A 26,171-nucleotide genomic window follows, 5' to 3' on the forward strand; every position below is an offset into this window, starting at 1 on the left:
TGCCAGCTATCAAGCGAATACTTGAAAGAGTACACTTGCCGTGAACGTGCAATTGAAAAACCCATTGAGGCGCCACTTGGCCGCAAGACCGCTCATAGCCGCAATCTTGGTCGCACTTTTTCCGATTTGGGCTCAGGCGCAGGACCCGCGGCCGATCATCCAGACGATGCAGCAGGAGCCTTACAGTTTCTACAACACAACCGGCGATATCGACGGTTATCACTTCATAATTGCGAACATGATTTTGGCCGAGGCCGGATTTGACCACAAGGCTCAGGTTGTTCCGATCAAGCGGATGATCAATGACGTCGCTCACGGAGATGCGGACTGCACTATTGCGGCCAGTTCTCCCTTTGCGCAGAAGACTTTCACGATGGTCGAGGATATCGGCTACACGCTTGAAGTCGGCATTTTGCCAAAAAAAGGCATTGACCTGCGTTCCTATGAGGACCTCTCCGGTTTGCGGATTGGAGTCCCTGCCGGGATGAGCATCGGAGATCCATTCGACAGCGATACGAGCTTGAACAAAATCGAAACACCAGATTACGAAAAAAGCTCGCTGATGCTGTCATTTGATCGGATCGACGCGATTATGGGAGCGATCGAAAGTGTCCGCTACAGTGCATTCGCAAAAGCTGGCATAATGGCGGAAATCTTTGGCCAGCCACTGGTTACTCAACGGTACCCCTTCAAGCTGATGTGTACAAAATCCCTTCCTTCGGATGGATACGTCAAGCTCTTGAAGGAGGCAACACAGCGCTTGCGGGATCGCGGAGACATCAAAAGGGCTATTGATGATTTTTTCTCAGTTTCAATGAGTTCCCTGAATTCAAATGCGACTTCTACGGTCAACTCAATCAAATAGCCCTCTTTAGAATTAGGACTGGGCTCGGAAACACTCAGCCAGAAGATTTTAGACCGGAAATCCGTTTGAGCACTGACCCGGTTTTACCCTCGAGAGCTCCGCCCTGCCCTGTCAGGCTTGCTCCAATGAAAGGATCTGCCGTTTCTGACAGTTCAAGATACCTGTTGGCGAACAATCGGCGCGCCGCAAGTCCATCCCAATCATCCGGCAAAACGGATGGCGGAAGCCTGGGGTCTTTCAGCCGAATGGCTCTGAATTCATGGACCATGGCAAGCCTTATGGTAACGGCCTCCAAACCCGACAAGCCAACGCAATCCAGTGCCTCAATTTTCGTGAAAAATGATTGGTACCTGCCGGCCAATTGCTCCAAGTCGAAAACTTTGTTGAGCATCTCGGCGACTTCTTTTGTGCTTCGCTGATCAGGAAACGCCTTGAAACAGGCGCCTGATGGAACCCTGCTTGGTCGATCTGCTCCAACAAACAGTGTTTCGGATACGGCCCCAAAACCTTGACCGGTGAGACATTGGTGATCCGTCCGATCCGGTTGGACGATGAACAACAATCCGCAGTCGGTGTCCGGCGGACCGAATATCTGTTCCGATGCCGACTGGAACTCTATTCCCGCGGCATCGGTGAGCCGGTAGTAACTGCGCCGCCCATTGCGCGCGCCTTCAAGCTGCCCCCTTGCGACCAGGCGAGATACGGCCGTCCGCACCAATGACTCATTGACGCCAAATTGTCCGCACAGCGTGATCAGATCACCCATCCACAATGTGCCACCGCGCGGTTCCACGATGTCACCATAGATGGTGACGATCAAAGGCCCGGCTTTGGGCGGATAGGATGTTAGGAGTTTCGGGAGAAGTTTTGGCGCTTGTGAAGTCATTGATTGGTCGTTTGTCTGAGAGGCGCCACCATAGACCTGACAGCGCAGCATTCCAAGCAATCAGCCTGAACCAGCGAAAGTCATCGCTTGCACGCCAAATCCATGAACGTTATACCGTTACATGTTACAAAGTAACATGAGATCAATTTCCCTGTTCCTCTGGATGACCGAATAAACCGCCATGCAAAACGCCCGAAAATTTCGCCTTGCTCTTGCTGCCTCGACCGTGCTTGCCGGGTCTGCCTTGTCGGCTCCTGCGTTTGCGGATGGACCAAATATCGTGACCACGATCAAGCCGGTTCATTCTATCGCAGCCGCTGTTATGGAAGGTGTTGGCACACCGCACATCCTGATTGACGGTGCAGCCTCTCCCCACGGGTTTGCTCTGAAACCTTCCCAGGCCTTTCTCCTTGAAGGGGCCGATGTCGTGTTCTGGGTTGGTCCTGAATTAACTTCTTCGCTGGAAAAGCCCATCTCATCGATGGCGGACAAAGCTGCCCGCGTCGAACTTCTTGATCTTGAGGGTATTGAACAGCTGAAATGGCGTGAGGGTGACCAATTCGACAGCCATGATCATGGCGACCACGACGATCATCGTCATGACGATCACGGGCACGACGACCACGCACACGATGATCATGACCACGATCATGACAAGACGGCTGAAAAGCATGATCACGGCCACGATGATCATGACCATGACAAAGATCACGCACACGATCATGACAAGCATGAACATGAAGAAGAGCATGCTGCGCACGATGATCATGGGCATGACCATGATCACGACAAAGAACATGCACATGATCATGACGAACACGCGCATGAAGAAGAGCATGCCAAACATGATGATCACGGGCATGACCATGGGCACGATCATGCCGGCGGCAACGACCCGCATATCTGGCTGAACCCGGAAAACGGCATTGCGATTGCCAATGCGATGGCCACCACATTGTCAGAAGTTGATCCAGCCAACACCGATACCTACAAGGCAAACGCCAAGGCTTTTTCTGAGAAGGTTTCTGGCCTGGAAGCAGAGATTTCCGCCAAGCTGGAACCGGTGAAAGGTCAGAAATTCATCGTGTTCCATGACGCCTATCATCACTTTGAACACCACTACGGCATCGAAGCTAGCGGTGCGATCACAGTGACGCCAGAGGCTTTGGCAAGCGCAGAACAAGTCGCGGAAATTCAATCCCGTGTTCGTGACCAGAACGTTGTCTGCGTTTTCCAGGAACCGCAATTCGATTCCAAGCTGGTCAATGTCGTGATCGAGGGCAGCGATGCGAAAGTCGGCGTTTTGGATCCACTTGGCACTGAGCTTGCGAACGGCCCGGACCTTTACCCGGCTCTGCTGACAAGCCTGGCAGACTCTCTGGCGGATTGCCTCAAGTCTTGATTGACAATTCTGGGCCCGCTTTTGCCCACCAGGCGGGCTCAGCCAGCTGGATCGACAAATGAGGCCGGCAGCCGTTCGGCTATGAAGACCGGGCGCTTTTTCTTGCCCGATTAGAGCCCGGGTGGCACAGCTGAAACGACGACCTCAGCCAACTGCACTCGTCCAGCAAAAAGCCCGCCGATACACTCGGCGGGCTTTTCATTTCTTACGGGAACCAGTCTCAGGAAGCGCGGGCCTTGGCCCGAACCTCTTCAGTTTTCTCCAGCGCCTTCAGCAGGTAACGGTCGCGGTCATAAACGTCCGTGTAGAACCCGATCGAGCCGTCAGCTTCCGGCCATGCCGTGAAATAAGACACGTAGACCGGTATATCACCGGTCACCTTTTCCTGGGCGTTCTGACCCGCAGCAATCCGAGAGGACACATAATCCGTCGATTTTCCAAGAACTGCCGCTGCCATGCCCTTTGGATCATGCAAACGGATACAGCCGTGGCTGAATGCCCGCGTATCCTTGTTGAACAGGCTCTTTGAAGGCGTGTCATGCATGTAGATGTGATGCCTGTTCGGGAACAGGATTTTCACCTCACCAAGCGCGTTGGAGCGACCCGGATACTGGCGCACATTGATCGACTTTTGTTTGTTGGCAACCGCATACCAGTCGACTGACGCGGAGGACACTTTGCGGCCACCCGGTGTCGTCACTTCATAGCCCGCCTGATCCAGATAGGATGGATTGGCGGCAAGCTTCGGAATCATCTCATTGACGATGATCGAATACGGCACGCCCCAGTACGGGTTGTATTCAACAATCTCGATCTTGTCATAGAAGAAGTTAGTCTGGTTGGACTTCTTGCCGACGACAACGCGCATCGACATCGGGTCAGTGCCCGGCTCATAGTATGTTGCGGTGAACGCCGGCTGGTTGATGAACACCTTCCGCTCGCCCAGCTCTTCCGGAAGCCAGCGGCTCCGTTCCATCGCAAGTTCGACCTTGGCGATCTTGGCCGCATTGGTCTCACCGACCATGGCCTTGATCGTGTTCTTGCCGACAATGCCATCTGCCGTGAGCTTCGATTCCTTCTGAAAGCTCTTTACAAGAGCTACAAGCTCAGGCGTGTAGAGATCGGAGCCGTCATAGGCTGCAAGCGTCGCTGCATGGTCCGTTTTCAGCGTCTCAGAGCCATGTTTGGAAATTGCAGCAACGATATTCTTCGTTTCAGGGCTGGATTTGCCCGCCTTGAGGAACGTACCAGGCGCGATCACGATCTGGTCGGCTTCTTCATCTTCGGCCTTGAGACGAGCCAGCTCAGCGGTCAATTTCTTGAAGTGATCACTTTGCGGCTGATGGGCTTCCAGAGCGGTCGCCACATTGCCAGATACCGTAAACTCTTCAAGCGCGGCAACAAGATCAACATCATGCCGTGGCAGATCGTGATATTGCGAAATCCGGTTCGGGTCGACCCGGCCGCGGGTCGCATCAAGGACATAGGTTAGCGCGGCTGCACTCAGCTCCATTTCAAACTGCATGACCGACCCATCAAGGTCGTTCCCGTCCAGCGAGGCGGTTGCCGGCAGAGCCACGACATAATCTGCCGGGTTGAGGCCATAAGCGGCAGCGTTTCTCAAAGCACGGCGCATTTGCGCAGCCTCGGCCGTCGGCTTGCCATCTTTGACCCAAAGAAAATCAGGGTACTCCCGGTAAAACGCGATCAGCGCATCGCCGACTTCCGTCAACACCGTCAGCTTGATGTCTTTCAGTGCCGGACGGGCTTCATCGAAGGGGGTCAAAACAACAGGCGTGGACGTGCTGATGTCAGCATCATTGATGGACGCTGCGTTGCCATCGGCCGTGGACGGCGTGACTTCCGCGGTTTTCTTTTCAGACAAAGGCGCAAGCGAGACGGCTTTGAAGGTGTCCGGCTTGTAGGTCAGGTACCGCGGGGCAGACACACGAACCTTGGTCGCTTTCTTGCGGCGCTGCTCCTGAAGTTCCCGCTGACGCTGGCGTTGCTGGGCTTCAGGATTGAATAGGCGCTGGAAGAAGCCTTGGGCTTCGGCATCAGCAACCGGCAGCGCGGTGAAACCCGTTGCCAGAACGCTCGCCATCAAGCCTGCCTTCAGGCCGGCGCCAATCTTTTGTCCGAAAGACAGTTTGTAGCCGGAGGCCGGTTTGCCGTATGCCATCATGCTCGTTCGCATTGTCAAAACCTGTATTTCAAATTGTCCAACACAAACCAGGAGCGCCCAAGACCCTGGTCATTGTTCCTGCCTCGATGGTCATCCGGTCGCTGCTCTTGGAATATGAGCAGCCCTCGAACACCCGCACGATCTCCCAGCCATCACCCTTCGGGCATCCAGCGTGGATCGCGATTTCGTGTCATTTTAGAGAAGAATACTACACCAAGCCCATACGTAAGGTTAAGTGCGCAGGTACGATGCAGGTTCCCAAATCACGTCAGTGTGACGTATTTGCATGTCACCGCCTGGCGGTCCGGAACACCCGCACACGCCAGGCGGGTAATTTCAAGACTTAAAACGGAATTTCGTCATCCATCGGGCCGGAGCCGCCACCGCCGGACGGTCCACCGAATCCGCCGCCCGAAGATCCACCGCCGTAACCGCCGCCGCCGCCGAAGCTGCCGCCACCGCCACCGGAAGACCCGCCGCCAAATCCGCCGCCGCCCTGATCATTGCCGTAGTCTGGCAGGCCGCCTGGCTGTCCGCCGCCTTCGCCGCGTCCGTCAAGCATCGTCAGATTGGAGTTGAACCCTTGCAGCACGACTTCGGTCGAATACCGGTCCTGACCGGACTGATCTTGCCACTTGCGGGTCTGCAGCTGGCCTTCCAGGTAAACCTTGGAGCCCTTGCGGAGATAGTTTTCCGCCACCTTGCATAGACCTTCATTGAAGATCACCACACGGTGCCATTCCGTTTTTTCGCGGCGCTCGCCGGAATTTCGGTCGCGCCAGGTCTCGGACGTTGCAATCCGCAGATTGGCAATCGGACGGCCATCCTGAGTGCGCCGGATTTCCGGGTCCGCTCCAAGGTTCCCAACCAAAATGACTTTGTTGACACTTCCCGCCATACTCAGCTCCTGTTTGTCTTTTTGCTTCCGGCCCAGCTTGTTTGGCAGCAGCACGGCCTGACGCCCTGACGCGGCGCAGCTTTATTGGGCCACACCCTAACGATCTCATCGCTTGATCGCCGCCACTTTTTCTGCGTGCCCCCCATTTTCCACAATGTTGAGCACTTACCGGCTCCCGAATGCGCCGCATCGCTGCGCCTGCGATGACTGCCATAGATCCTGCGCGCTCAATTCCGACCTGATTTCATTTCCCAAAATAGTGGGCGATCCGGATATATGTACTTGTTTTGTTCTTATCCGTTTTGTATCCTGGGCGCAATTTCTGCGGACCCTTTTGGCTCCCTGGTGACCTTGAACAGCATTTTCCGTAAATGCCCATCTGGAAGCCCAACAGGAAACTGCTATATCGGGTCCGAGTGGCCCGCCCTGCCCGTTTAGCCGGACCGTAATCATACTTGAGCCCAGATTGGGCGGCCTGCACAAGACCAGAAAGACACGTAATATGACGACGCCGAAGGCCCCTGACACCGACAGCTGGAAGAACGACCCGACCAAGGTGCTCAGCGTCCGCGGTGCCCGTGAACACAATCTGAAGAACGTCGATCTCGATCTGCCACGCAACAAGTTGATCGTGATGACCGGATTGTCGGGCTCGGGCAAGTCCTCCCTCGCCTTTGATACCATCTATGCAGAAGGCCAGCGGCGCTATGTGGAAAGCCTCAGCGCATATGCGCGTCAATTTCTGGAGATGATGCAAAAGCCGGATGTCGACCAGATTGATGGCCTGTCACCGGCAATCTCCATTGAACAAAAGACAACGTCCCGCAACCCGCGCTCTACAGTCGGCACGGTCACCGAGATCTACGACTACATGCGCCTCCTGTTCGCCCGGGTGGGGATCCCCTATTCACCGGCGACGGGACTGCCGATCGAGAGCCAGACCGTCAGTCAGATGGTCGACCGGATCATGGATCTGGACGAGGGCAGCCGGCTCTATCTGCTCGCGCCGATGGTTCGCGGCCGTAAAGGGGAATATCGCAAGGAACTTGCGGAGCTGATGAAAAAAGGCTTCCAGCGGGTCAAGATTGACGGAACCTTCTACGAGATTTCCGAAGCTCCTGCCCTCGACAAGAAATTCAAGCACGACATCGACGTGGTCGTGGACCGGATTGTCGTGCGCGATGATATCGCGGGCCGCTTGGCCGATTCCCTTGAAACAGCGCTAAAACTTGCCGACGGGATTGCCATTGCAGAGTTTGCGGGCGAAACGGAAGAAAACGGTGATCCGAAGCGTATCATTTTCTCCGAAAAATTCGCATGCCCGGTTTCCGGCTTCACAATCCCGGAAATCGAGCCGCGCCTCTTTTCGTTCAACAACCCGTTTGGTGCCTGCCCCACCTGCGACGGCCTCGGCACAACGCTTGCCTTTGAAGAAGACCTCGTTGTCCCGGATCACACCTTGTCTTTGCGGGAAGGCGCGGTTTTGCCATGGGCGAAGACCGGATCAACTTCGCCTTATTACACGCAGACCCTGGAGGCCCTGTGCCGGCACTATGATGTGTCGATGGCAACGCCCTGGAAGGATCTTGACCCTGAGGTTCAAGATGCCGTTTTGCATGGCACGGGGAAAACAGCGATTGAGTTCGTCTATGACGATGGTGTGCGCAGCTACCGGACGGAAAAACCGTTCGAGGGCGTTATCGGCAACATTGAACGCCGCTGGCGGGAGACGGAATCGACCTGGGTGCGCGAAGAACTGGCTCGATTCCAATCAGATCACGCTTGCCCCTCGTGTCAGGGTTTCCGTCTGAAACCGGAGGCTCTGGCCGTCAAGATTGCTGACCGGCACATCGGGCACATCACCGAACTTTCAATCCGTGAAGCCGCGCTGTGGTTCGACGCGCTGCCTGAAAAACTCAACGACAAGCAGACCGAGATTGCCGGGCGTATCCTGAAAGAGATCCGCGAACGGCTGAAATTCCTCAACGATGTCGGCCTGGAATACCTCTCAATGGCCCGCTCCTCCGGCACCTTGTCGGGCGGTGAAAGCCAGCGCATTCGTCTCGCCTCGCAGATCGGCTCCGGCCTGACTGGCGTTCTTTACGTTCTCGATGAACCCTCCATCGGGCTCCATCAGCGCGACAACGCCCGTTTGCTGGAGACGCTTCGCCACCTCCGGGATCTCGGCAATACGGTCATTGTGGTCGAGCATGACGAAGATGCCGTGTTGACCGCCGACTATGTGGTTGATGTCGGCCCCGGCGCTGGGGTTCATGGCGGCCAGGTCGTTGCGAAGGGCTCGCCGCAGGAGGTGATGGCCAACGGCAACTCGCTGACCGGGCAGTATCTGTCCGGCGCAAAGATGATTCCGCTGCCTGCGGAACGCCGCAAGATCAACAAAAAGCGCAAGATTTCCGTAAAAGGCGCGCGTGGCAACAACCTGAAGGACGTCGATGTCGACGTGCCGCTCAGCACATTTACATGTGTCACCGGTGTGTCCGGTGGCGGCAAATCCACGTTCCTGATTGATACGCTCTATAAGTCGGCTGCTCGCCGTTTGAATGGCGCGCGCGATAATCCGGCACCGCATGACCGCATCGAGGGCCTTGAAGTTCTGGACAAGGTGATCGACATCGACCAGTCGCCGATTGGCCGAACGCCGCGTTCAAACCCGGCGACCTATACCGGTGCCTTCACCCCGATCCGGGAGTGGTTTGCCGGAATGCCGGAGGCCAAGGCCCGGGGTTATCAGCCTGGCCGGTTCTCGTTCAACGTCAAAGGCGGTCGATGCGAGGCCTGCCAGGGCGATGGTGTCATCAAGATTGAAATGCACTTCCTGCCGGACGTTTACGTTACGTGCGACGTCTGCAAGGGGAAACGCTACAATCGGGAAACCCTGGAAGTGGAATTCAAGGGCAAATCCATTGCCGATGTCCTAGACATGACCGTTGAAGAAGCCGCCAGCTTTTTCTCCGCCGTCCCTGCCGTGCGCGACAAGATGGAAACTCTGGCGCGCGTCGGACTGGGCTATATCAAGGTGGGTCAACAGGCTACAACGCTCTCCGGCGGTGAAGCGCAGCGGGTGAAGCTTGCCAAGGAATTGTCGAAACGCTCCACGGGCAGAACACTCTATATTCTGGATGAACCGACCACCGGTTTGCACTTCCATGACGTTGCCAAACTCCTGGATGTGCTTCACGAACTGGTTGATCAGGGGAACACCGTTCTGGTGATCGAACACAATCTGGAAGTCATCAAGACAGCAGACTGGATCATTGACCTTGGACCAGAAGGCGGCGATGGCGGCGGTACGATCGTTGCGGCCGGCCGGCCGGAAGATGTGGCGTCTGTCAAAGAGAGTTACACAGGCCAGTTTCTTGCAGAATTATTACACCGCAGACCGCATCGCGCCACGGATGCTGCTGAATAAAACAGCAATCTGAGTTGCGGAGCTGCATTGCTCCGCAACATAAAATCTCAAGCGATTGTTTTCTCTTACTATCCCGATAGATTAAATCGATTAGTTTGATTACATTTTTTGCAATGCACAAAACGCATGTCAGGCATGCAGACGCGGCACTTCTTTAAATTTGGCTGGTGAAATATATATGGTTTCAACAACGACGCAGCGGGTTGGCGACAACACCTCTGCCAATAAGGAAAAACAAAATGTTTGATACCGTTGTACGCAAATACAACAACTGGAAATCCTACCGCCGTGCGGTTGACGAACTTTCCAGCCTGTCCAGCCGCGAGCTGCAGGATCTTGGCATCAGCCGGGGCGACATCAAGTTTGTTGCCCGCCGCAGCCTGGAAGGCTGATTGAAAATTTAGAGATCGCGTCCCGAGGCACTCCTCCTCCCAGCCAACGGACGTGTGACACGCAGGGCATCCTCCTCCCAGCCCTGTCACGTCGAAACAACGCCCGCCAGTACCTCCTCCCACTGGCGGGTGTTTGTTTGTCTGGCGTCCGGTTTTTCCAAACACATTCCGCTCTCCCAACCTCAGGCGCCGTGGCACAGGCCCGATTGGCTGCGTTTGATTGGTTGGTTTTGTGGATTCCAGGCCCTTGAGCCATCTCTTCCGCGTTTTCAATAAGACCTTGCTGAGGAGAGCCGAAAGAGATCCGGCTCTTTTGTTTGTCGGCAGGAATCTCAGCCCCGATACAACTTGCCATGACCAAAAGCTGCTCAGGAAACTGCCGTGCCGCAGCACTCAGCACCGCTATGCGCTGAACGCCACCCCAAAAGGTGTTAACCCTTCATAAACCTGCGTTTTTTGCATATCAGCTTCGCGTTTGCCCCTCTACCTCGCAGCGCACAAAACACCTATTTCCCCGCTGTAACGAGATGAACGGGCCAGTCGCCGATCCGCGGTGTCATGGCCACTAGATATAAAAGGCCAGAGCCATGATCGATAACGTTGTACGCAAATTCAACAACTGGAAAAGCTACCGCCGGACCTACGACGAACTGTCCAACCTGTCCAACCGTGAGCTGGACGACCTGGGCATCGCCCGCGCGGACATCGCGCGCTACGCCCGCGCCGCCATCAAGTAATTCAGTTTCGCGGTCAAAGGCATCCTCCTCCCAGCCAATGACCGTGATCCTCTGCGGGTTTCCCGCAGACCTCAAAAAGCGCTTGCCGGATCCTCCTCCCACCGGCAGGCGTTTTTTTTTATGAGCTCTGGAACCATCGGTCACCCTCGGCCAGCCAACGCTCGATTGGCATGATATCTGGCCGTTTGCCGTTTTCATGCACCCAGGAGTCAACGGCATAGACCGTACCGGTTTTATTTTCGGTGATTGTCGCAGTCGCATGAGGATAGCGGCCATCAAGAAAAAAACCGCGCGCAACAGGAGCGCTCACGCGGTGATGCCTCAGCATCTTGTGTCTTTGGGCAACCAACAAAAGAGACGTTGTGTTCGTGCTCTCATCGATGCAGTCCATTTGACCGGAAACGCCCGCGTTCTCGATATCAAAACCACCGATATCGTCTTGAGACCCGACAGTTGAGGCAACGCGGCGCTCTTGCCAAACAACCGCCCTTGCAATTGCCTGCCGTTCAGCATCTGGCGACGCCCGGCCGGACGCCAGAATCGCGCGTAGCCGAGCAAGATCCTGCCGGGAATACTCCACTGGCGTTTTGTAGGCGCAACCAAATCCATGACAGATGTAAACCTTGCTGGCTTTGGGCGGAACACCATCATGTGTGCCAAACCAGCTGGTCGCCTCGCTGGTCGACTGGCTGGCACACGCAGTGACTATAAACAGTGCGGCAATCGCAGTGATTCCGGCTGGCGACAGCGGAGTGTTCATCAGCGTTCCTCGGACGAGAATGATTCACTTGCCGGATACGCTGGCGACTTGATTCATTTGGATGTTGCGGTGATTCTTCTGCAGCAATCAATGCATAAGCAGCCGAGTGACCAAACCAGCAAATGCGCGCTCTTCAAACAGTGTCTGTCCGGTAAACCCGACTTTGCGGTCATCCTCAATGATTCTTGCGGCTTTGAAGAACTCGAAGAATGTCTGATTGGCGGCGGCAAGAAGCTTGTAATAGGTCTGAATGTAACGCTCTGGAACCGGGATTGGCCGCGCAGCGTTCCTCTGGGTGAATCCATGGAACACCAGCCGGCCCTCAGGGGCCATCCAGCGTTCGTCTGCGGCAAGGAACAAAAAGGTGCAGCCTGACATGCAGGTGTCTCCAGCCGACACTTGTGCGACAACGCGGGTGCCCTGGTCCTGCGCCGATTTTATGATGTCCACCAGACGAAAAGAGGCCGCAGCATCACCGCCTTTGGGAAGATTGAGATGCAGAAACACTGGCGATTTGCGGTCACCGGCCAATGCCAAATCCAGCAGGGCTTCCACCAAATTCCGGTTCAGGGCACCCGGACTGTAATCCGCAATCTCGCCACTCAGAACAAGATGGTTGGCAAAGCGTTCAATTTCGACAGCCTTTGCTTGTCCAGGCATGAAAAAGAAGACCAACGACGCCATCATCAGTCCAAACCCAAACATGGACCATCGTTCCATAGGAATACGGCTGGTTATGGCGTGACACGTTGTCGGTGTATTTGTTTCAATTCCGGTTCGAGATGCCTTCCACATAGGGATACCTCCGCGCACAGGTGAGGCGCACTTTTTGCGCCTTTTCACAAAGCTGTCATTGTTAGCCGGGAGGCTGCAAGCGTCATTGTTGCGTAAATTTTTCCTTTGCCAGAAAAGTATTTACCGTCTTGTCACACCGTATAAAAGATCAGCCGGCTAGCTATCGAAAATCGCGGTTACCTATCAAGGACCTGCCGACTTCAAGACCGCATTCGGCTGTTCAACAGTGTTTGCGAGCCACTTTACCCGGACCGTTGCGATGGATTTGTTTTGCCTGTAATCAAGGCGCAAGAGAGTTGCCTTGCAGAAGCTGGGAGATCCGAAAGTACGAATCGGGCTCGGCAGAACACTCAAAGGCACACAATTCCGAAGGAAATCGCCATGCCCCCCATCCATGTGATTGGCGGCGGCCTTGCCGGGTCTGAAGCCGCCTGGCAAATCGCCCAAGCCGGATTTGACGTTGTGCTGCATGAAATGCGGCCGGTTCGCAAAACAGAAGCCCATCAGACCGACGGATTGGCTGAGCTGGTCTGTTCCAACTCCTTCCGCTCAGATGATTCTGAACAAAACGCTGTGGGTCTGATCCACCATGAGCTGCGCCAGCTAGGTTCGCTCATCATGGCCTCTGCCGATGCCAATCAGGTTCCAGCCGGCAGCGCGCTTGCCGTTGACCGCCATGGTTTTTCTGATGCCGTTACAAAGGCGCTGGAAGAGCATCCCCGGATCACGATCTCACGCGATGAAGTCGCCGGCTTGCCGCCGGAAGACTGGGAAAAAGTCATCATCGCAACCGGCCCTCTGACCTCACCTGCACTATCGGAAGCCGTGCTTGCGAAAAGCGGCGAAGATGCGCTTGCCTTTTTCGACGCCATTGCGCCGATCGTTCACTTTGATTCCATCGATCTCGACAAGGCCTGGTTCCAGTCGCGTTACGACAAGGTTGGCCCGGGCGGCACCGGCAAGGACTATCTCAACTGCCCGATGGACAAGGAGCAGTACGAGGCCTTTATCGACGCCCTGATCGAGGGCGACACGGCCGACTTCCAGGAATGGGAAGAGAACACTCCCTATTTTGACGGCTGCCTGCCGATCGAGGTGATGGCGGCGCGCGGCCGCGAGACCTTGCGGCACGGACCGATGAAGCCGATGGGCCTCACCAACGCCCATAACCCGGATGTCAAACCCTATGCGGTTGTCCAGCTGCGGCAGGACAATGCCCTCGGCACGCTCTACAACATGGTCGGCTTTCAAACGAAGCTGAAATACGGCGCGCAGGGCGACATCTTCAAAATGATCCCGGGGCTGGAAAACGCGCAGTTTGCCCGTCTCGGTGGCCTCCATCGCAACACCTTCCTAAACTCACCGAAGGTTCTGGATGGCACCCTGCGTTTGAAGGCGGATCCTCGTCTGCGCTTTGCCGGCCAGATCACAGGATGTGAAGGCTACGTGGAATCCGCCTCCGTCGGCTGCATGGCCGGACTGTTTGCGGTTATGGACGCCAAAGGGCAGGACATCATCACGCCGCCGCAAACAACAGCCATGGGCGCTTTGCTCGGTCACATCACTGGTGGCCATATCAGCCGGGATGACGGGGCTGGAAAACCGCGCTCGTTCCAGCCAATGAATGTCAACTTCGGCTTGTTCCCACCGGTCGAGGCGCCAACGAAAGACGCTGACGGCAAGCGCATCAAGGGTAAAGAAAAGTCAAAAGCCAAAAAGCTGGCGATGACACAGCGGGCCAAATCAGACTTTGCCGCCTGGCAAGCGCAGATCGGCCCCGTCAGCGAAGCGGCTGAATAACTGTGTGTGGGGTGCTTCAGGCGCCCCTTCCCGCATACCAGTCCAGAGCCAATTGCTCGGTCCGTTGAACGAAGCGATCCTTGCCGGAGACATAACTGTCCCAGTCTCCGTCATCGATCTTTGAGAGCTTTCGTTTCAGGTTACCGTATTCAACAGCTGCCTCAGGATGCGCGATCAGATAATCCCGGAAAGCCAGGTGGCGGATCGCGTGATCCGACCCATTCAAAAAGACATGAAGGTGATGGGTCCGGCGCCTATCCGCGTTGAACTTGCGGAAATAGCGCCGTCCCGGAATGCCGTAAGCGCCCATGGATTCATAGCCGAGCAATTGCATTGCCGGCTGCGCCTGATCGCAGGCCTCAAGGCTTGCCACTTCCGCCATCAGGTCAATGATGGGTTTTGCGATCAATCCCGGCACAGCTGTGCTGCCGATATGATGGATGCTGGTGAGATTGTCTCCCAAGACACGCGAGATCCGAAGAGCTTCGTCCTCAAACTGATCCGCCCATTCCGGCGCATGCTCCGTCAGCTCGACCATGTCCCTCACCAAGCTCGCGCGTTTCGGTGCCTAAAGGCTGGCGACCGATTTGCCGATTGCGCGCCACAAGATCCACTGACGGCGCAGCTGCGAGAGTTCCGCAACGTCCTTCAACGGATTGAAGTCGGCAGCTTCCATCTTTTTCAAGAAAGGTTCAACCAACGACAGCGGGAGGAACGCCGCCCGGCAGGTATCAGGAACATCGCTCGCAGCTTTTTTGACCCGGGACATGTGGTGGCGCACATGCGCCCGCATCTCGGACAGAGCTGCGGCAAACTCCGGGGTTGCCTCGCCTTTGAATACGGTCTGCAGGTCAACGCCGTGGCGATCCAAAACGTCTTTCGGCAGGTACATTTGTTGGCGGGAGGCGTGCCAGGGCAACGCACGCATGAGGCCGGTCATGCCGTACGCCACCCCCGCGTGGCCCGCCACTGTAGCTGTTCCCGGGTCTTCGCCGTTGTTGAGCACCCAGCAGGCAAGTTGGATCAGGCCGGACACCGTCTCTCCGGTATACCCCTCCAGATCATTGAGGCTCGGCATCGGATCGTTGTAGAGATCAAAAATCCGCGCCTCGGTCATGGCGATCAGGCCGTTTTTCGGAAGTTTGTAGCGATCGATGGTCTGAGCGAGCGCGGAGGCAACCGGATTGGCACCGACCGAACCGTGGGATGTGCCCTCCAGAAAATCCCGCCACCATTGCAGCCGAACTTCCCCCGGCAAAGGTTCAGAGACGATTTCCCGGATCCGGGAAATTTCTGCATTGAAGGCATAGAGCGCCATCAGGCCCGGGCGATGGTCTTCCGGTGCAAGCAATGCGCTCAGATAGCGGTCCTTGTCGTATTGGCGCACGACATCCGCAGCGTGTTCAAAGTCCTCGGCCATAAGGGCTCATATGGAATTGAGAGGGGGTTTAGTCCACCGCCAAAAGAGCCGCAGCAACAGCGCGTCCTTCGGACAGGAGGACATTGAATGTCCGAACAGCTGCGCCGGTCGACATCGGATCGGCGAGAATGCCTGCTTCGCGGAACGCGGCCTTGAGATCCGCAGTGAGCGGCATCAGATCCGGTCCGGTCCCGACCAGCAGAACCTCGATATCGGGCTGTTCTTCCAAGACCCGCTCGAAAGCCTCGAGGCTGAACTCAGACGGTGTTGTCAAGTTCCAGCCATAGATCCCGCTCGGCACGCACAAGAGAGAGCCGCGATGAGACATTTCCGCAAACCGGAACCCGCCGTCGCCATAAGCGTCCAGCGGGGCCCGGCCCGGAAAATGGGCATCGCGGATTTCGAGACCCTTCACGATCAGGCTGTCGCCTCCGTGCCTTCACCTTTCCCGCCGTCGTCATCCTTGGACGACAGGGCGTCCGGACGCAGGTTCAAAAGGATCAGGAACGGCGCGGCCAGGAAGATCGACGAATAGGTCCCGATCACAATGCCGAAGATCATCGCCAACGTGAACGACTGGATCACTTCCCCGCCGAAGATGTAGAGCGCGAGAAGCGCCAACAATGTTGTGACAGAGGTCATAGTCGTCCGCGACAAAGTCTCGTTGATCGATTGGTCGAGGATCTCGGTCAACGGGCGTTTCTTGTATTTGCGCAAGTTCTCCCGAATGCGGTCATAGACCACCACGGTATCGTTGAGCGAGTAACCGATGATCGTCAGGACCGCTGCAATACTCGAAAGCGAGAAGTCGAGCTGCAGCAGCACAAACAAGCCAATGGTGACCACAACGTCGTTGGCAGTTGTCAGGATCGCGCCGACGGCAAAGTGCCACTCGAAGCGGAACCAGATGTAGAACATGATCGCGAGAAGGGATGCTGCCACCGCGATCGCCCCGGCCCGCGCCAGTTCACTGGAGACCCGCGGTCCAACCACTTCCACCCGGCGGAAGTCGACATTGTCGTCCGCAAAGATCGTGCGCACTTTTGAAACAACGGCCTGCTGCGCCAGTTCGCCGCCTGGCTGTTCTTCGATCCGGATCAGGATGTCATCCGGCGCACCGAATTCCTGCACCTGAACATCACCCAGCTGCAAGCTAGACAACTCAGACCGGATAAAGCCGATATCGGCAGGGCCATCGGTTTTAATCTCGATGATCGTACCGCCCTTGAAGTCGATGCCGTAGTTCATGCCGACAGTGAAGAAACCGGCAAGCGATGCGACGACAAGGACGATGGACAGCGGAAAACTGATCTTCCGCAGCCACATGAATTTGAATTTCGTGTTGTCCGGAACGAGTCTCAGCAACATTTTTGTTTACTCCCGGATCAAATCGGCAAGACGGACGGACGGCGGTAGCTGACCCAGAGGGCCACCATCAACCGGCTGAACGTGAAGGCGGAGAAGACCGTGGTGAAAATCCCGATCGCCAGGGTCACCGCGAAGCCGCGTACCGGCCCAGAGCCAAGCTGGAACAGGATAACGGCTGCGATCAGCGTCGTGATGTTGGCATCCAAAATGGTTCCAAGCGCCCGCTTGTAACCCGCGTCGATTGCCGTAATGGCCGACCGCCCTGCCCGGGCTTCTTCGCGGATGCGCTCAAAGATCAGAACGTTGGCGTCGACCGCCATACCAATCGTCAACACGATACCCGCAATCCCCGGCAACGTCAGCGTTGCCTGCAGGAACGTGAGCGCGCCAAAAATTAGGAACATATTCCCAACAAGCGCAACATCCGCGATCACACCGAAGCGGCCATAGGCGAGGATCATGAAGATGATCACAAGCGCGCCTGCGATGATCGAGGCCATTTTACCGGCTTCAATGGAGTCCGCGCCAAGGCCCGGACCGATGGACCGCTCTTCGATCACGGTCAGCTTTGCCGGAAGCGCACCTGCGCGCAGCAGCACCGCAAGGTCGTTTGCGCCTTCAACGGTGAAGTTGCCCGAAATCTGACCGGAACCGCCTGTAATCGGCTCGCGGATAACCGGCGCGGAAATGACTTCCTCGTCGAGCACGATGGCAAACGGACGACCGACATTTTGCTGGGTTACGGTTGCGAATTTCCGGGCACCGGAGGTGTTGAAGCGGAAGTTCACGACCGGCTCATTGGACCGCTGATCAAAGCTGACCTGCGCATCCACGAGATCTTCACCGGCAAGAAGCGGCGTTTCTTCCAGAAGGTACGGAAGTGGCGGATCGTCAACCGACATCATGACCACGGTTCCAACCGGCGGGCGGCTCTGCATGGCCTGATCGCCAGTCATGGATGTATCGACCATGTGGAACGTCAGCTGGGCCGTCTGACCGACGAGATCCTTGAGGCGCTCCGGATCGTCTTCACCCGGTGCTTCGACAAGAATACGGTCCGTCCCCTGACGCTGGATGTTCGGCTCGGTCGTGCCGAGTTCGTCAACACGGCGGCGGATAACCTCGATGGATTGCTGAACAATGTTCGTCATCCGGTCGGCAAGACCTTGCTCTGAATACGTAAAGCGCACCAGACCGTCATCGCTGACCGACAACTCAAATTCATCCACCTGCTGGCCGCTGAAAACGTTGGACACAAGCGGATTGACCAACGGCTCCAAGCGTTCCTCGGCTTCAGCCAAGCGGGTCAAGTCGCGAATCCGAACCTGCGCGGCATCGCCCTGAACACCTAGGCCGGTGTACCCGATGCGCGGGTTTTCACGGAGCGCCGCACGGATATCGCCGACAAGCGCCTTCATGCGCTTTTCGATGTAGTCCTGCTGATCGATTTCATAGAGCAGATAAGCACCGCCCTGGAGATCGAGACCCAGAACCATCTGGTTCTTCGGCAGGAAATCCGGCCAGCTTTCGAGAGTTTTTGCAGAAAAGAAATTCGGCAGAGTCGTCACGATGCCAGCGGCAACGACGAGGACGATCAGCGCAATTTTCCAGCGTGCGAAATAGAGCATGGTCTAGCCTTAAAAGCGGACGGGCCGAAACACCTTCGGCCCATCAATACTGGTCTTGGCAGTGTTAGGCTTAAGCGCCTTCTTTAACCGGTTCGGTCTTGGAACGGACTTCCTGAACCATGGAGCGGACGACGCGGACCTTCACCCCTTCGGACAGCTCCACCTGGATTTCCCCATCATCAACGACCTTGGAGACTTTTCCGATCAAACCGCCGGTTGTCACGACCGTGTCACCGCGGCGCAGGTTGGATACCATTTCCTGATGCTGCTTCATGCGCTGGCGCTGCGGGCGGATGATCAGGAAGTACATGATCGCAAAGATTGCCACAAACGGCAGCATGGACATAAGAAAATCAGGTCCGGCGGCTCCGGCACCTTGCGCGTAGGCTGGGGTGATCAACATTCAACTCTCCTAAGGGGCGCTTTTTCTTTGCCGCAGGCAGTCTTCCGGCCCTCGGCAAAACGCTCAATTCTGGTGGCGCGGACTATAACGTTGGCGCGCTTCTTTTCAAGCATAACCGGCAAATAGCTGCGTACCGGAATGGGAATAAGTGCCATTTGCGCTCCCTGCCCGTCATGATACTGCTCCGCCGCATGGTTTCCGGTCCCCACGTGGGCCTTTTTTGTAAGGGTTGCAAGACATCATGAGCGCGCCGAGTGACATTGCCGCATTGAGTGAAAAGCTCGATTCCCTGATCGATCTGATTTCCCGGGCTGTCCCGGCCGCGCCAGTTCCGGCCGATTTTGAAGCAGCCGATGCCTTTGTCTGGTCGCCCAATCCCGGCGAACTCATACCGGTCGCCAAGGTCAACCGGGTGGATATCGCCTTGCTTTGCGCGGTTTCACATGTTCGCGATCTTCTGCTCGACAACACCCGCCGCTTTGCCAAAGGTCTGCCGGCAAACAATGCGTTGCTGTGGGGCGCACGTGGCATGGGGAAATCGTCTCTCGTGAAGGCAGCCCAAGCTGCCGTGAACACAGAACTTGGTTCCAGCACGCTCAAACTGATCGAAATCCACCGTGAAGACATCGAATCGCTGCCCAAGCTGATGGCACAGATCCGGCTGGCGCCTTACCGGTTCATCGTTTTCTGCGATGATCTCAGCTTTGACCATGACGACACGTCCTACAAATCGCTGAAAGCGGTCCTTGAAGGCGGCATTGAAGGACGGCCTGAGAACGTCCTCTTTTATGCCACCTCGAACCGCCGGCATCTCCTTCCGCGCGACATGATGGAAAACGAACGGTCGACCGCCATCAATCCGTCTGAGGCGGTTGAGGAAAAGGTATCGCTCTCCGACCGTTTCGGCCTGTGGCTTGGCTTCCACAAATGCAGCCAGGATGACTACTTGGACATGGTCCGCGGCTATGCAGACCACTATGGCCTTGATGTCATTGAGGAGACCCTGCGCGCAGAAGCGCTGGAATGGTCCACAACCCGCGGCAGCCGCTCCGGCCGCGTTGCGTACCAGTTCATCCAGGATCTCGCCGGTCGTCTTGGAAAGTCATTGGATTAGGGACAAAAAACCGGCGCCTGTTCGAAAACAAGCACCGGTGAGACTGCCAGGGAGGCGGCATAGAGGTAGGGCGGAAAGCTGGACGCTCAGCTATCAGTGGCTTAAGACATCCGCCTTGTCGAAATAGTTGAACTCCTCAACGAGAACATCCTGCACGACCTTTTGGCCAATGCGCTGGTTGGTCACCGTTTTCAGATGCTCCGTCAGTCCGTCGAGGTCGTAGCGTTCCAGATTCCGGAAATCGAGGGTCTCATCGGCATAAAGCGCCCGGAACGCCTCATCGACCAGAAACGGATGCGGCGGAACTGGCAATTTGCGCAAGGTGTCACCGTCGGCGGTAAACACCAATTTGGCAACCACATAGCCCTGCAAGGCGCCTTCAAACAGGATGGGCACATTGACCGGTTTCAAGGTCTCGTAGTCGAGGCCAACATACGCGGTTTCTTCCTGATTGCTGGTCTGGTTTTGGGCCGCGATGAACTTGGCCGTTCCGTACCCCGAGATCAGCATCGCAATTGACATCCATACACCGGCCACGAGCATCTTGATCATCGCGCGGGCTCCGGAAACGGTGCAGCATAGGTCCCGTCGGATTCCTGGTCGAGCATGGTGCGCGACATCATTTTCACGACCTCGGAGACGGCATTCATGTGCAGTGTCAGTAGGTCGACGTTTTCCTTGAGCACGTCCTTGAAGTCCACCAGACGGTCCTTGACGTCTTCAGTGTAAGCTGACGGCGGAACAAGGGACCGCGCGCGGGTAAGATCCAGAAGTGCCTGGCTCTTGCGATACTCAAACGGTTTGAGATCGGTGGTCGGATTGGCGCGCAGCGCCTGGGTCTCCGCTTCCACGACCTCTATGGCGCGGTCAATCGCAATGACCAGGGGTCCGGATACGGCCGGGTTCACCACCGGGCTTTGCACGACAAGATCCTGTCCGGCATCCATCAGACTTTTGCTCCTTGTTTCAATGTATCGGAGATCAGATCGGCGACACCAATGCCGCCGCTTGCCGCCAGCTGCCCGGCGACTTGCTCAGCCAGCATCGACTTCCAGATCTCGCCGGTTGTGCCTTTGCCGAAAACCATCTCCGCATCCTTGGGCAACATGGTTTCGACGAATTGGGTAAGGATCATCGCCTCGAATTTTTCCGCCGGTGATTTTTGCGATGCACCGGCGTCGGCACTGCCAGAGCGGAACATGTCGAAGCTTGTCCCCGCTGGGGCACCGGAGCGTGCGCTACCAAAGGCGAGACTGAAGCCGGAACCGTCGCCGGAAGCCGCGATGGACTTCAAACGGTTCGACGCCTCGCGAATATCCGTCGGATCTGCTGCTTTGGCGACGTCTAGGATCAGATCTGAAAGAGGCGAAATGGCCATCGCCGATCTCCCTGGTTTGCGGCAACACCGCTATAAATCGTGTTGTCTGGTTTAGTTGGCCGAGCTTGTGGCAGGCTTGCGCTCTGTACGGTTTTCTCCCAGTCAGCCATACCGGCGGTCCAGATATTCCTGAAGCTCCCGTTCGTCGTTCGCGCGCTGTTCTTCACCGCGCATGACAGCCAATCGTTCCGACATGGTTTTGAGCATGTGACGTTGGCGCTCGAATTCGGCGTTCACCTTTTCCCGGGCGGCAGTGATGCGGGCCATTTCCTCAATGATGCGGCGTAGGCGCTCTGCGGCATTGGCGATGAACCTGTCATGTTGCGCGAGATCACCGTTTGAGAGCGCCAGCAGGATCCGGCGTTCCTTTTCGTTCAGTTTGTGGGCCTGTGAGTCAAGATCCTGAAGGATCCAGGACGACAGTTTCAAGATCTGCTCTTGCATCTTGAACATGCGTTCGATTTCACGACTGTTTCGTGCCATGTGCGCTAACCCAATTGAAGCCAGGTGAAATACCCGTCGAGGAAGATCATGATTGCTTCGGCCGCGACGAGGTAAAGGAAGTAGAGACCGCCCGCGATCACGAACGGCAGTGAGATGAAATAGACCGGGATTTGCGGTGTCAGTTTGTTGATCAGCCCGACGGCAAGGTTCACAACGATCGTGTAGACGACAAATGGGCTAACCACCCGAAGCGCCAGGACAAAAGTCCGCGCCAGCTGCTCTGCAAACTGTTCTAGGCTTGCCATCGCCGCCAAGGGCCGCCCTGGCGGGATGACTTCGTAAGACTGCACAAGACCGCGCAGAATTTCCCAATGCTGATCGGCAATGAAAATCGTGGCTGTTGCGGTCAGCGTGAAGAGATTTGCGACCGGCGGAAGCGCATCAACACCATCGATCGGCATGCCGGGCATGTTGGACAAGCCGATCGCCATGGAAACCAATGTTGTCAGTGTTTCAAGGGCTGCAATGAAGATCCGCCCGAGAAACCCGATAAACAAGCCGGTCAGAAGCTCCGCCCCAATGAAGAAGGAGACAGTGCCAAGGGCTTCATCCGGCAACGCCTGCTGAATGTCCGGCACCAGCAGCGGCGACAATGCCAGGGAGATGGCAAGTGAAATGAACAGCCGGACCCGCATCGGGATCCGGTTGCTGCCGAAACCGGGAATGACCATCAGGCAGGCCCCGATCCGGCAAAACAGAAGGAACGTTGCCAGGACCAGCGATGAGCCGTAGGTGCTGAACAGCAGACTTCCGGAGATCACGACACCGTCCCTAGCGCGGTCACATCAACACCGCGGGCAATCTCGAGATGCGAGAGCACCGGAAGCGTCGGGAACATGCGTTCCACGATCATGCGCACGTAAGGACGGGCATCCGGCGCGGCGACAATGGCAAACCTCTGACCGCTCTTCATGTGTTTCTTCACGGCTTCGGACATTTGCGTGCCGAAATCTTCCACCAGTTGAGGTTCGATATCGAACTCCACCACTTCGCCCTTGGCATCGCGCTTGAGCGCATTGTGGAAGGCGAGATCCCAACGATTGCCGAGCCGCAACACTTGCAGAGGGCCGCCTTCAGCGAGATCGCCGCAAATCTGCTGGGCGATGCGCATGCGCACGTGCTCCACAACCTGCTCAGACCGTCTGACATGCGGCACGATTTCGGCAACCGCTTCCAGAATGAGGTTGAGGTTCCGGATTGAAATCCGTTCAGCCAGGAGCAGCTTCATCACGGCTTGCAAGCCGGAGAAGGACGTGTGCGCCGGACAGATGTCATCCAGCAGTTTCTGGTACTCAGGGTCCAGACGGTTGAACAGATTACGCATGTCCTTGTAGGACAAGAGTTGCGGCAGGTTGTTGCGGATCACCTCACTGAGGTGTGTCAGCACCACCGTGTTGTTCTCTGCCGGCTCCAGACCGTGACGCCGCACTTCATCCCGGTAGGCGTTTGGCACCCAGATGGCTGGCATGCCAAATGCGGGTTCGCGGGTCTCATCGCCCGGCACCGGCAATCGCTCGTCACCGTTAGGGATGACCAGAAGCTCGCCGACCTTGATCTGCTGGGACGCCACGATCGTGCCGTGGATCTTGATTTGATAGCTTTTCGGATCGATCGTCAGGCTATCCGATACACGGATCTCTGGGACGACGAAGCCATACTGTTCGGCAAACTTGCGGCGCATTTTGGCAACCCGGCGGGACAACTCGCCATGATTGACCACCAGCTCGGCTGAAAGCTGTTTGCCAAGCACCAGCTCGATCTCGGCGGTCTTCAGCGACTCCTTGACCGAATCCTTCGCCTCTTCCTTCGCCTGGCGCTCGGCATCTGCACGTTTTTTGTCTTCCGTTGCCTGGCGCGCGGCTTGGCGTTTCGGGATCGAGTAGCCAATAAAGCCGAGGATCGCCGCAAGCATGAAAAACGGCAGCATCGGCAAGCCCGGCATAAGTGCGAAAACACCCATCAGCACAGCGGCCACGAACAAGGCCCGAGGATAGCCGCTCAACTGATCAAGGACCGCCTTGTCGGCTGACCCACGTGTACCGCCCTTGGACACCAAAAGACCGGCAGCGAGCGAGACAATCAGTGCAGGAATTTGGGAGACAAGACCATCCCCGACGGACAGTTTGGTGAAGACATCAGCCGCGTCAGACACCGACATGTCATAGCGGGTGACACCGATGACGATGCCGCCGAGAATGTTTACAGCAGTAATGATCAGGCCGGCGATGGCATCGCCGCGGACGAACTTCGAAGCACCATCCATTGATCCGAAGAAGGAGCTTTCCTCCTCCAGCTCCTTCCGGCGGCGCTGGGCTTCTTTGTCGTCAATGAGACCTGCGGACAGATCAGCGTCGATCGCCATCTGCTTGCCCGGGATCGCATCCAGGGTGAAACGCGCACCTACTTCCGCGATCCTTGTTGCGCCTTTGGTGATCACCATGAAGTTCACCGTGATCAGGATCGCAAAGACAATCAGACCGATCACAAAGTCGCCGCTCATAACGAACTGCGAGAAGCCACTAATAACAAAGCCAGCCGCGTTAACACCCTCGTGGCCATTTGCGAGAATCACGCGGGTTGTCGCGATGTTCAACGACAGGCGCAGCATCGTGGCGATCAGAAGGATCGTCGGGAAGGACGAAAAATCGAGGGGCTTTTGGATCCACAGGGCAACCATGAGGATCAAAACAGACAAGGCGATCGACATGGCCAGCCCGACGTCGATCAAAAAGGTCGGAATGGGAAGAAACAGAACCGCGAGGATCACCACGATCCCGAACGCGAACCCTACATCGCGGCGGCTTTCCGGAGCCCCGTTGACGCTGGAAGTGATGGATGTGTCTGTCATGCCTGCTCTCTTGCGCGTGTCAGCTGATGGCAAAATCGCTGCTCAAACTTGCGCGAGGCTTTTTTCGGCCAGCAATCACGCGGTCAGGCACCGAAAAAGCAAAAGGCGGCGGCCGGTCGAATGACCTGCCTACCGCCTCATGTTTGGATGCGCTGATGACGTCTCTAGGTTTCCGAAGGTGCTAGCGATCAGAAACCGTTTTCAATCCGGCTATAAATCACCGTGGTCAAGGCATACATCTGGCCGCCAATGAACGGCCCTGCAATAACGATCATCACCAGAATGGCAACGATCTTTGGAATGAAGGTCAGAGTGATTTCCTGAACTTGTGTAAGGGCTTGCAAGAGCGCAATTACGATCCCAACGATCATCGCAGGAATGATCGCAGGTGCTGATCCTATGAGAATCGTCCAGATCGCGGTCCGGACCAAATCCAGGGCGTCAACTTCATTCATGTCAACCAACAGCCTCTAGGAGATGGAAATACCAGGTCCAAGCAGCACGCCTTTGCCGTTATCAAGGCCGAGAATGGTTCCGTCGGAATAGATTTCGACTTTCTCAACCACTCCGGTTGTTCCGTTGCTGTCCGTGACCGTCCGGCCGATCAGATCATCAACCTGGCCGAAGGACATGTTGGTCAGCATTGTCTCCAGCTTGGAATTGGTCTGGATCGCCTGCTCGACTTGCGAGAAGGTCGCCAATTGCGACAGCTGCTCTGACGCGTCCATCGGCTTGGTTGGGTCCTGGTTCTTCATTTGCGTCATCATCAATTGAAGAAACGCATTGTAATCAACGGTCAACTGCTCCTGAGCAGCTCTAGCGCCGCCGGCTTCGTTCGCGGCGGCCGCCGATGCGACCGGATTTACGCTTGTCATGGCAGGTGTCCTTATACCAGTTCAAGGTGGGGTTCAGAGTACGCAGGTTGCCTGGCAGAAAACCCTGAGGCTTTTTCTTCCTCCTGCCTGGCCCTATGGTCTGCAGCCATGAGACGGGCTTCCAAGGGGTACAGTGCACGCACTGTTTTCATGGCTTCAAACCAACGGTCCTTGCGGGCCAGTTGACCGACCTCATCCAGCTTATCCAGGACCTCTGCGCTTGAGAAAGCGCCTGAGACTGAGGCCAGCACGACGTGAAACATATCCTTGGCCGCAGGCGCTGCCGCGGGATCCATGATCATCGTCTGCAGGATGAAATAGAGTTGTTTCAGCGGCGTCGTGGCCTCTTCTGGCTGAAGCACATGAGATTCCAGCAAGAACACGGCATCGTTCATCAACTCGATTGATGTCTTGCGTTCAGCGCGGATCACCGCGCCATTGATAAAGAGGCGTTCCCCTGATTTGAGCGCAATCTTCATGAGC

At 56.4% G+C, this 26,171-nt stretch carries 27 protein-coding genes; 7 read left to right on the top strand and 20 right to left on the bottom strand.

From position 1 onward, the window contains the following. The first annotated feature begins 76 nt into the window (after positions 1–76). A complete protein-coding gene (locus ACQY4Z_RS00475; protein ID WP_428525715.1) occupies positions 77–865 on the top strand; it encodes a substrate-binding periplasmic protein in 789 nt (262 codons plus the stop codon). A 34-nt stretch (positions 866–899) separates the two neighbouring features. Here the strand turns inward: ACQY4Z_RS00475 and ACQY4Z_RS00480 are convergent, their stop codons facing one another. Next, positions 900–1,751: a PaaX family transcriptional regulator gene (locus tag ACQY4Z_RS00480; RefSeq protein ID WP_428525717.1), complete on the bottom strand. Its 852-nt coding sequence runs from the start codon at positions 1,749–1,751 to the stop codon at positions 900–902. A gap of 181 nt (positions 1,752–1,932) precedes the next feature. Between ACQY4Z_RS00480 and ACQY4Z_RS00485 the strand changes: the two genes are divergently transcribed. Beyond that, positions 1,933–3,153 carry a zinc ABC transporter substrate-binding protein gene (locus ACQY4Z_RS00485; RefSeq protein ID WP_428525719.1) on the top strand — a complete coding sequence of 407 codons (1,221 nt, stop codon included), beginning with the start codon at positions 1,933–1,935 and terminating at the stop codon, positions 3,151–3,153. 220 nt (positions 3,154–3,373) lie between these two features. Here ACQY4Z_RS00485 and ACQY4Z_RS00490 read toward each other — a convergent pair whose 3' ends face one another. Both ACQY4Z_RS00490 and ACQY4Z_RS00495 read right to left on the bottom strand, forming a co-directional pair. Continuing rightward, positions 3,374–5,350, bottom strand: a complete 1,977-nt coding sequence (locus ACQY4Z_RS00490) for a L,D-transpeptidase family protein (RefSeq protein ID WP_428525721.1) — start codon at positions 5,348–5,350, stop codon at positions 3,374–3,376. Between the two features lie 331 nt (positions 5,351–5,681). Continuing rightward, entirely contained in the window at positions 5,682–6,236 is a 555-nt protein-coding gene (locus tag ACQY4Z_RS00495; protein WP_428525723.1) for a single-stranded DNA-binding protein, read from the bottom strand. Positions 6,237–6,738: 502 nt separating this feature from the next. Between ACQY4Z_RS00495 and uvrA the strand changes: the two genes are divergently transcribed. The 3 genes from uvrA to ACQY4Z_RS00510 all read left to right on the top strand — a co-directional run bounded on the left by uvrA (position 6,739) and on the right by ACQY4Z_RS00510 (position 10,795). Continuing rightward, positions 6,739–9,666 (top strand): excinuclease ABC subunit UvrA, encoded by a 2,928-nt coding sequence (uvrA, locus tag ACQY4Z_RS00500; protein ID WP_428525725.1) that lies wholly within the window; start codon positions 6,739–6,741, stop codon positions 9,664–9,666. A 239-nt stretch (positions 9,667–9,905) separates the two neighbouring features. Continuing rightward, positions 9,906–10,058 (top strand): DUF1127 domain-containing protein, encoded by a 153-nt coding sequence (locus ACQY4Z_RS00505; protein WP_082429181.1) that lies wholly within the window; start codon positions 9,906–9,908, stop codon positions 10,056–10,058. 587 nt (positions 10,059–10,645) lie between these two features. Continuing rightward, positions 10,646–10,795, top strand: coding sequence for a DUF1127 domain-containing protein (locus tag ACQY4Z_RS00510; protein ID WP_008194643.1), 150 nt, complete (start codon positions 10,646–10,648; stop codon positions 10,793–10,795). A 118-nt stretch (positions 10,796–10,913) separates the two neighbouring features. Here ACQY4Z_RS00510 and ACQY4Z_RS00515 read toward each other — a convergent pair whose 3' ends face one another. Then, a complete protein-coding gene (locus ACQY4Z_RS00515; RefSeq protein WP_428525728.1) occupies positions 10,914–11,555 on the bottom strand; it encodes a hypothetical protein in 642 nt (213 codons plus the stop codon). An 87-nt stretch (positions 11,556–11,642) separates the two neighbouring features. Further along, positions 11,643–12,260: a hypothetical protein gene (locus ACQY4Z_RS00520; protein ID WP_428525730.1), complete on the bottom strand. Its 618-nt coding sequence runs from the start codon at positions 12,258–12,260 to the stop codon at positions 11,643–11,645. A gap of 471 nt (positions 12,261–12,731) precedes the next feature. Here ACQY4Z_RS00520 and trmFO point away from each other — a divergent pair, with 471 nt between their 5' ends. After that, positions 12,732–14,150 (top strand): methylenetetrahydrofolate--tRNA-(uracil(54)-C(5))-methyltransferase (FADH(2)-oxidizing) TrmFO, encoded by a 1,419-nt coding sequence (trmFO, locus tag ACQY4Z_RS00525; RefSeq protein ID WP_428525732.1) that lies wholly within the window; start codon positions 12,732–12,734, stop codon positions 14,148–14,150. A gap of 16 nt (positions 14,151–14,166) precedes the next feature. Here the strand turns inward: trmFO and ACQY4Z_RS00530 are convergent, their stop codons facing one another. The 6 genes from ACQY4Z_RS00530 to yajC form a co-directional block, all read right to left on the bottom strand. Continuing rightward, complete coding sequence (locus tag ACQY4Z_RS00530) at positions 14,167–14,688, bottom strand: GrpB family protein (protein ID WP_428525734.1); 522 nt, start codon at positions 14,686–14,688, stop codon at positions 14,167–14,169. Between the two features lie 30 nt (positions 14,689–14,718). Next, positions 14,719–15,570, bottom strand: a complete 852-nt coding sequence (locus ACQY4Z_RS00535; RefSeq protein WP_428525736.1) for a phytoene/squalene synthase family protein — start codon at positions 15,568–15,570, stop codon at positions 14,719–14,721. 28 nt (positions 15,571–15,598) lie between these two features. Beyond that, on the bottom strand, positions 15,599–15,988 hold the full coding sequence (locus ACQY4Z_RS00540; protein ID WP_428529676.1) for an Mth938-like domain-containing protein: 390 nt from the start codon (positions 15,986–15,988) through the stop codon (positions 15,599–15,601). Further along, positions 15,988–16,938, bottom strand: a complete 951-nt coding sequence (gene secF / locus ACQY4Z_RS00545) for a protein translocase subunit SecF (RefSeq protein WP_286183653.1) — start codon at positions 16,936–16,938, stop codon at positions 15,988–15,990. The genes ACQY4Z_RS00540 and secF overlap by 1 nt, the downstream gene beginning before the upstream one ends. 17 nt (positions 16,939–16,955) lie before the next feature. Next, entirely contained in the window at positions 16,956–18,566 is a 1,611-nt protein-coding gene (gene secD, locus ACQY4Z_RS00550) for a protein translocase subunit SecD (protein WP_428525738.1), read from the bottom strand. Positions 18,567–18,636: 70 nt separating this feature from the next. After that, on the bottom strand, positions 18,637–18,969 hold the full coding sequence (yajC, locus tag ACQY4Z_RS00555; RefSeq protein ID WP_133949848.1) for a preprotein translocase subunit YajC: 333 nt from the start codon (positions 18,967–18,969) through the stop codon (positions 18,637–18,639). A gap of 241 nt (positions 18,970–19,210) precedes the next feature. Here yajC and ACQY4Z_RS00560 point away from each other — a divergent pair, with 241 nt between their 5' ends. After that, the gene (locus ACQY4Z_RS00560) at positions 19,211–20,083 is read left to right on the top strand and encodes an ATP-binding protein (protein WP_428525740.1); all 873 of its coding nucleotides are present in this window, start codon (positions 19,211–19,213) and stop codon (positions 20,081–20,083) included. 93 nt (positions 20,084–20,176) lie between these two features. On the opposite strand, the gene ACQY4Z_RS00565 is transcribed toward ACQY4Z_RS00560, so the two are convergent. The 9 genes from ACQY4Z_RS00565 to flbT form a co-directional block, all read right to left on the bottom strand. Then, positions 20,177–20,635, bottom strand: a complete 459-nt coding sequence (locus tag ACQY4Z_RS00565; protein ID WP_133949852.1) for a hypothetical protein — start codon at positions 20,633–20,635, stop codon at positions 20,177–20,179. Further along, complete coding sequence (locus ACQY4Z_RS00570) at positions 20,632–21,030, bottom strand: hypothetical protein (protein ID WP_306147115.1); 399 nt, start codon at positions 21,028–21,030, stop codon at positions 20,632–20,634. Before ACQY4Z_RS00570 ends, ACQY4Z_RS00565 begins: the two co-directional genes overlap by 4 nt. Further along, positions 21,030–21,461 carry a rod-binding protein gene (locus tag ACQY4Z_RS00575; protein ID WP_428525743.1) on the bottom strand — a complete coding sequence of 144 codons (432 nt, stop codon included), beginning with the start codon at positions 21,459–21,461 and terminating at the stop codon, positions 21,030–21,032. The genes ACQY4Z_RS00570 and ACQY4Z_RS00575 overlap by 1 nt, the downstream gene beginning before the upstream one ends. A 102-nt stretch (positions 21,462–21,563) precedes the next feature. Beyond that, positions 21,564–21,944 (bottom strand): hypothetical protein, encoded by a 381-nt coding sequence (locus ACQY4Z_RS00580; RefSeq protein WP_008196338.1) that lies wholly within the window; start codon positions 21,942–21,944, stop codon positions 21,564–21,566. A gap of 5 nt (positions 21,945–21,949) precedes the next feature. Continuing rightward, positions 21,950–22,726 carry a flagellar biosynthesis protein FliR gene (gene fliR / locus ACQY4Z_RS00585; protein WP_428525745.1) on the bottom strand — a complete coding sequence of 259 codons (777 nt, stop codon included), beginning with the start codon at positions 22,724–22,726 and terminating at the stop codon, positions 21,950–21,952. Next, entirely contained in the window at positions 22,723–24,813 is a 2,091-nt protein-coding gene (gene flhA / locus ACQY4Z_RS00590) for a flagellar biosynthesis protein FlhA (protein ID WP_133949860.1), read from the bottom strand. Before flhA ends, fliR begins: the two co-directional genes overlap by 4 nt. 188 nt (positions 24,814–25,001) lie before the next feature. Then, a complete protein-coding gene (gene fliQ / locus ACQY4Z_RS00595; RefSeq protein ID WP_133949862.1) occupies positions 25,002–25,268 on the bottom strand; it encodes a flagellar biosynthesis protein FliQ in 267 nt (88 codons plus the stop codon). Between the two features lie 15 nt (positions 25,269–25,283). Next, the gene (gene flgD, locus ACQY4Z_RS00600; protein ID WP_133949864.1) at positions 25,284–25,688 is read right to left on the bottom strand and encodes a flagellar hook assembly protein FlgD; all 405 of its coding nucleotides are present in this window, start codon (positions 25,686–25,688) and stop codon (positions 25,284–25,286) included. Positions 25,689–25,699: 11 nt separating this feature from the next. Beyond that, complete coding sequence (flbT, locus tag ACQY4Z_RS00605) at positions 25,700–26,167, bottom strand: flagellar biosynthesis repressor FlbT (protein ID WP_428525748.1); 468 nt, start codon at positions 26,165–26,167, stop codon at positions 25,700–25,702. Between the last annotated feature and the right edge of the window lie 4 nt (positions 26,168–26,171).

The sequence above is a fragment of the Roseibium sp. genome, from assembly GCF_965276855.1.
GTDB lineage: Bacteria > Pseudomonadota > Alphaproteobacteria > Rhizobiales > Stappiaceae > Roseibium.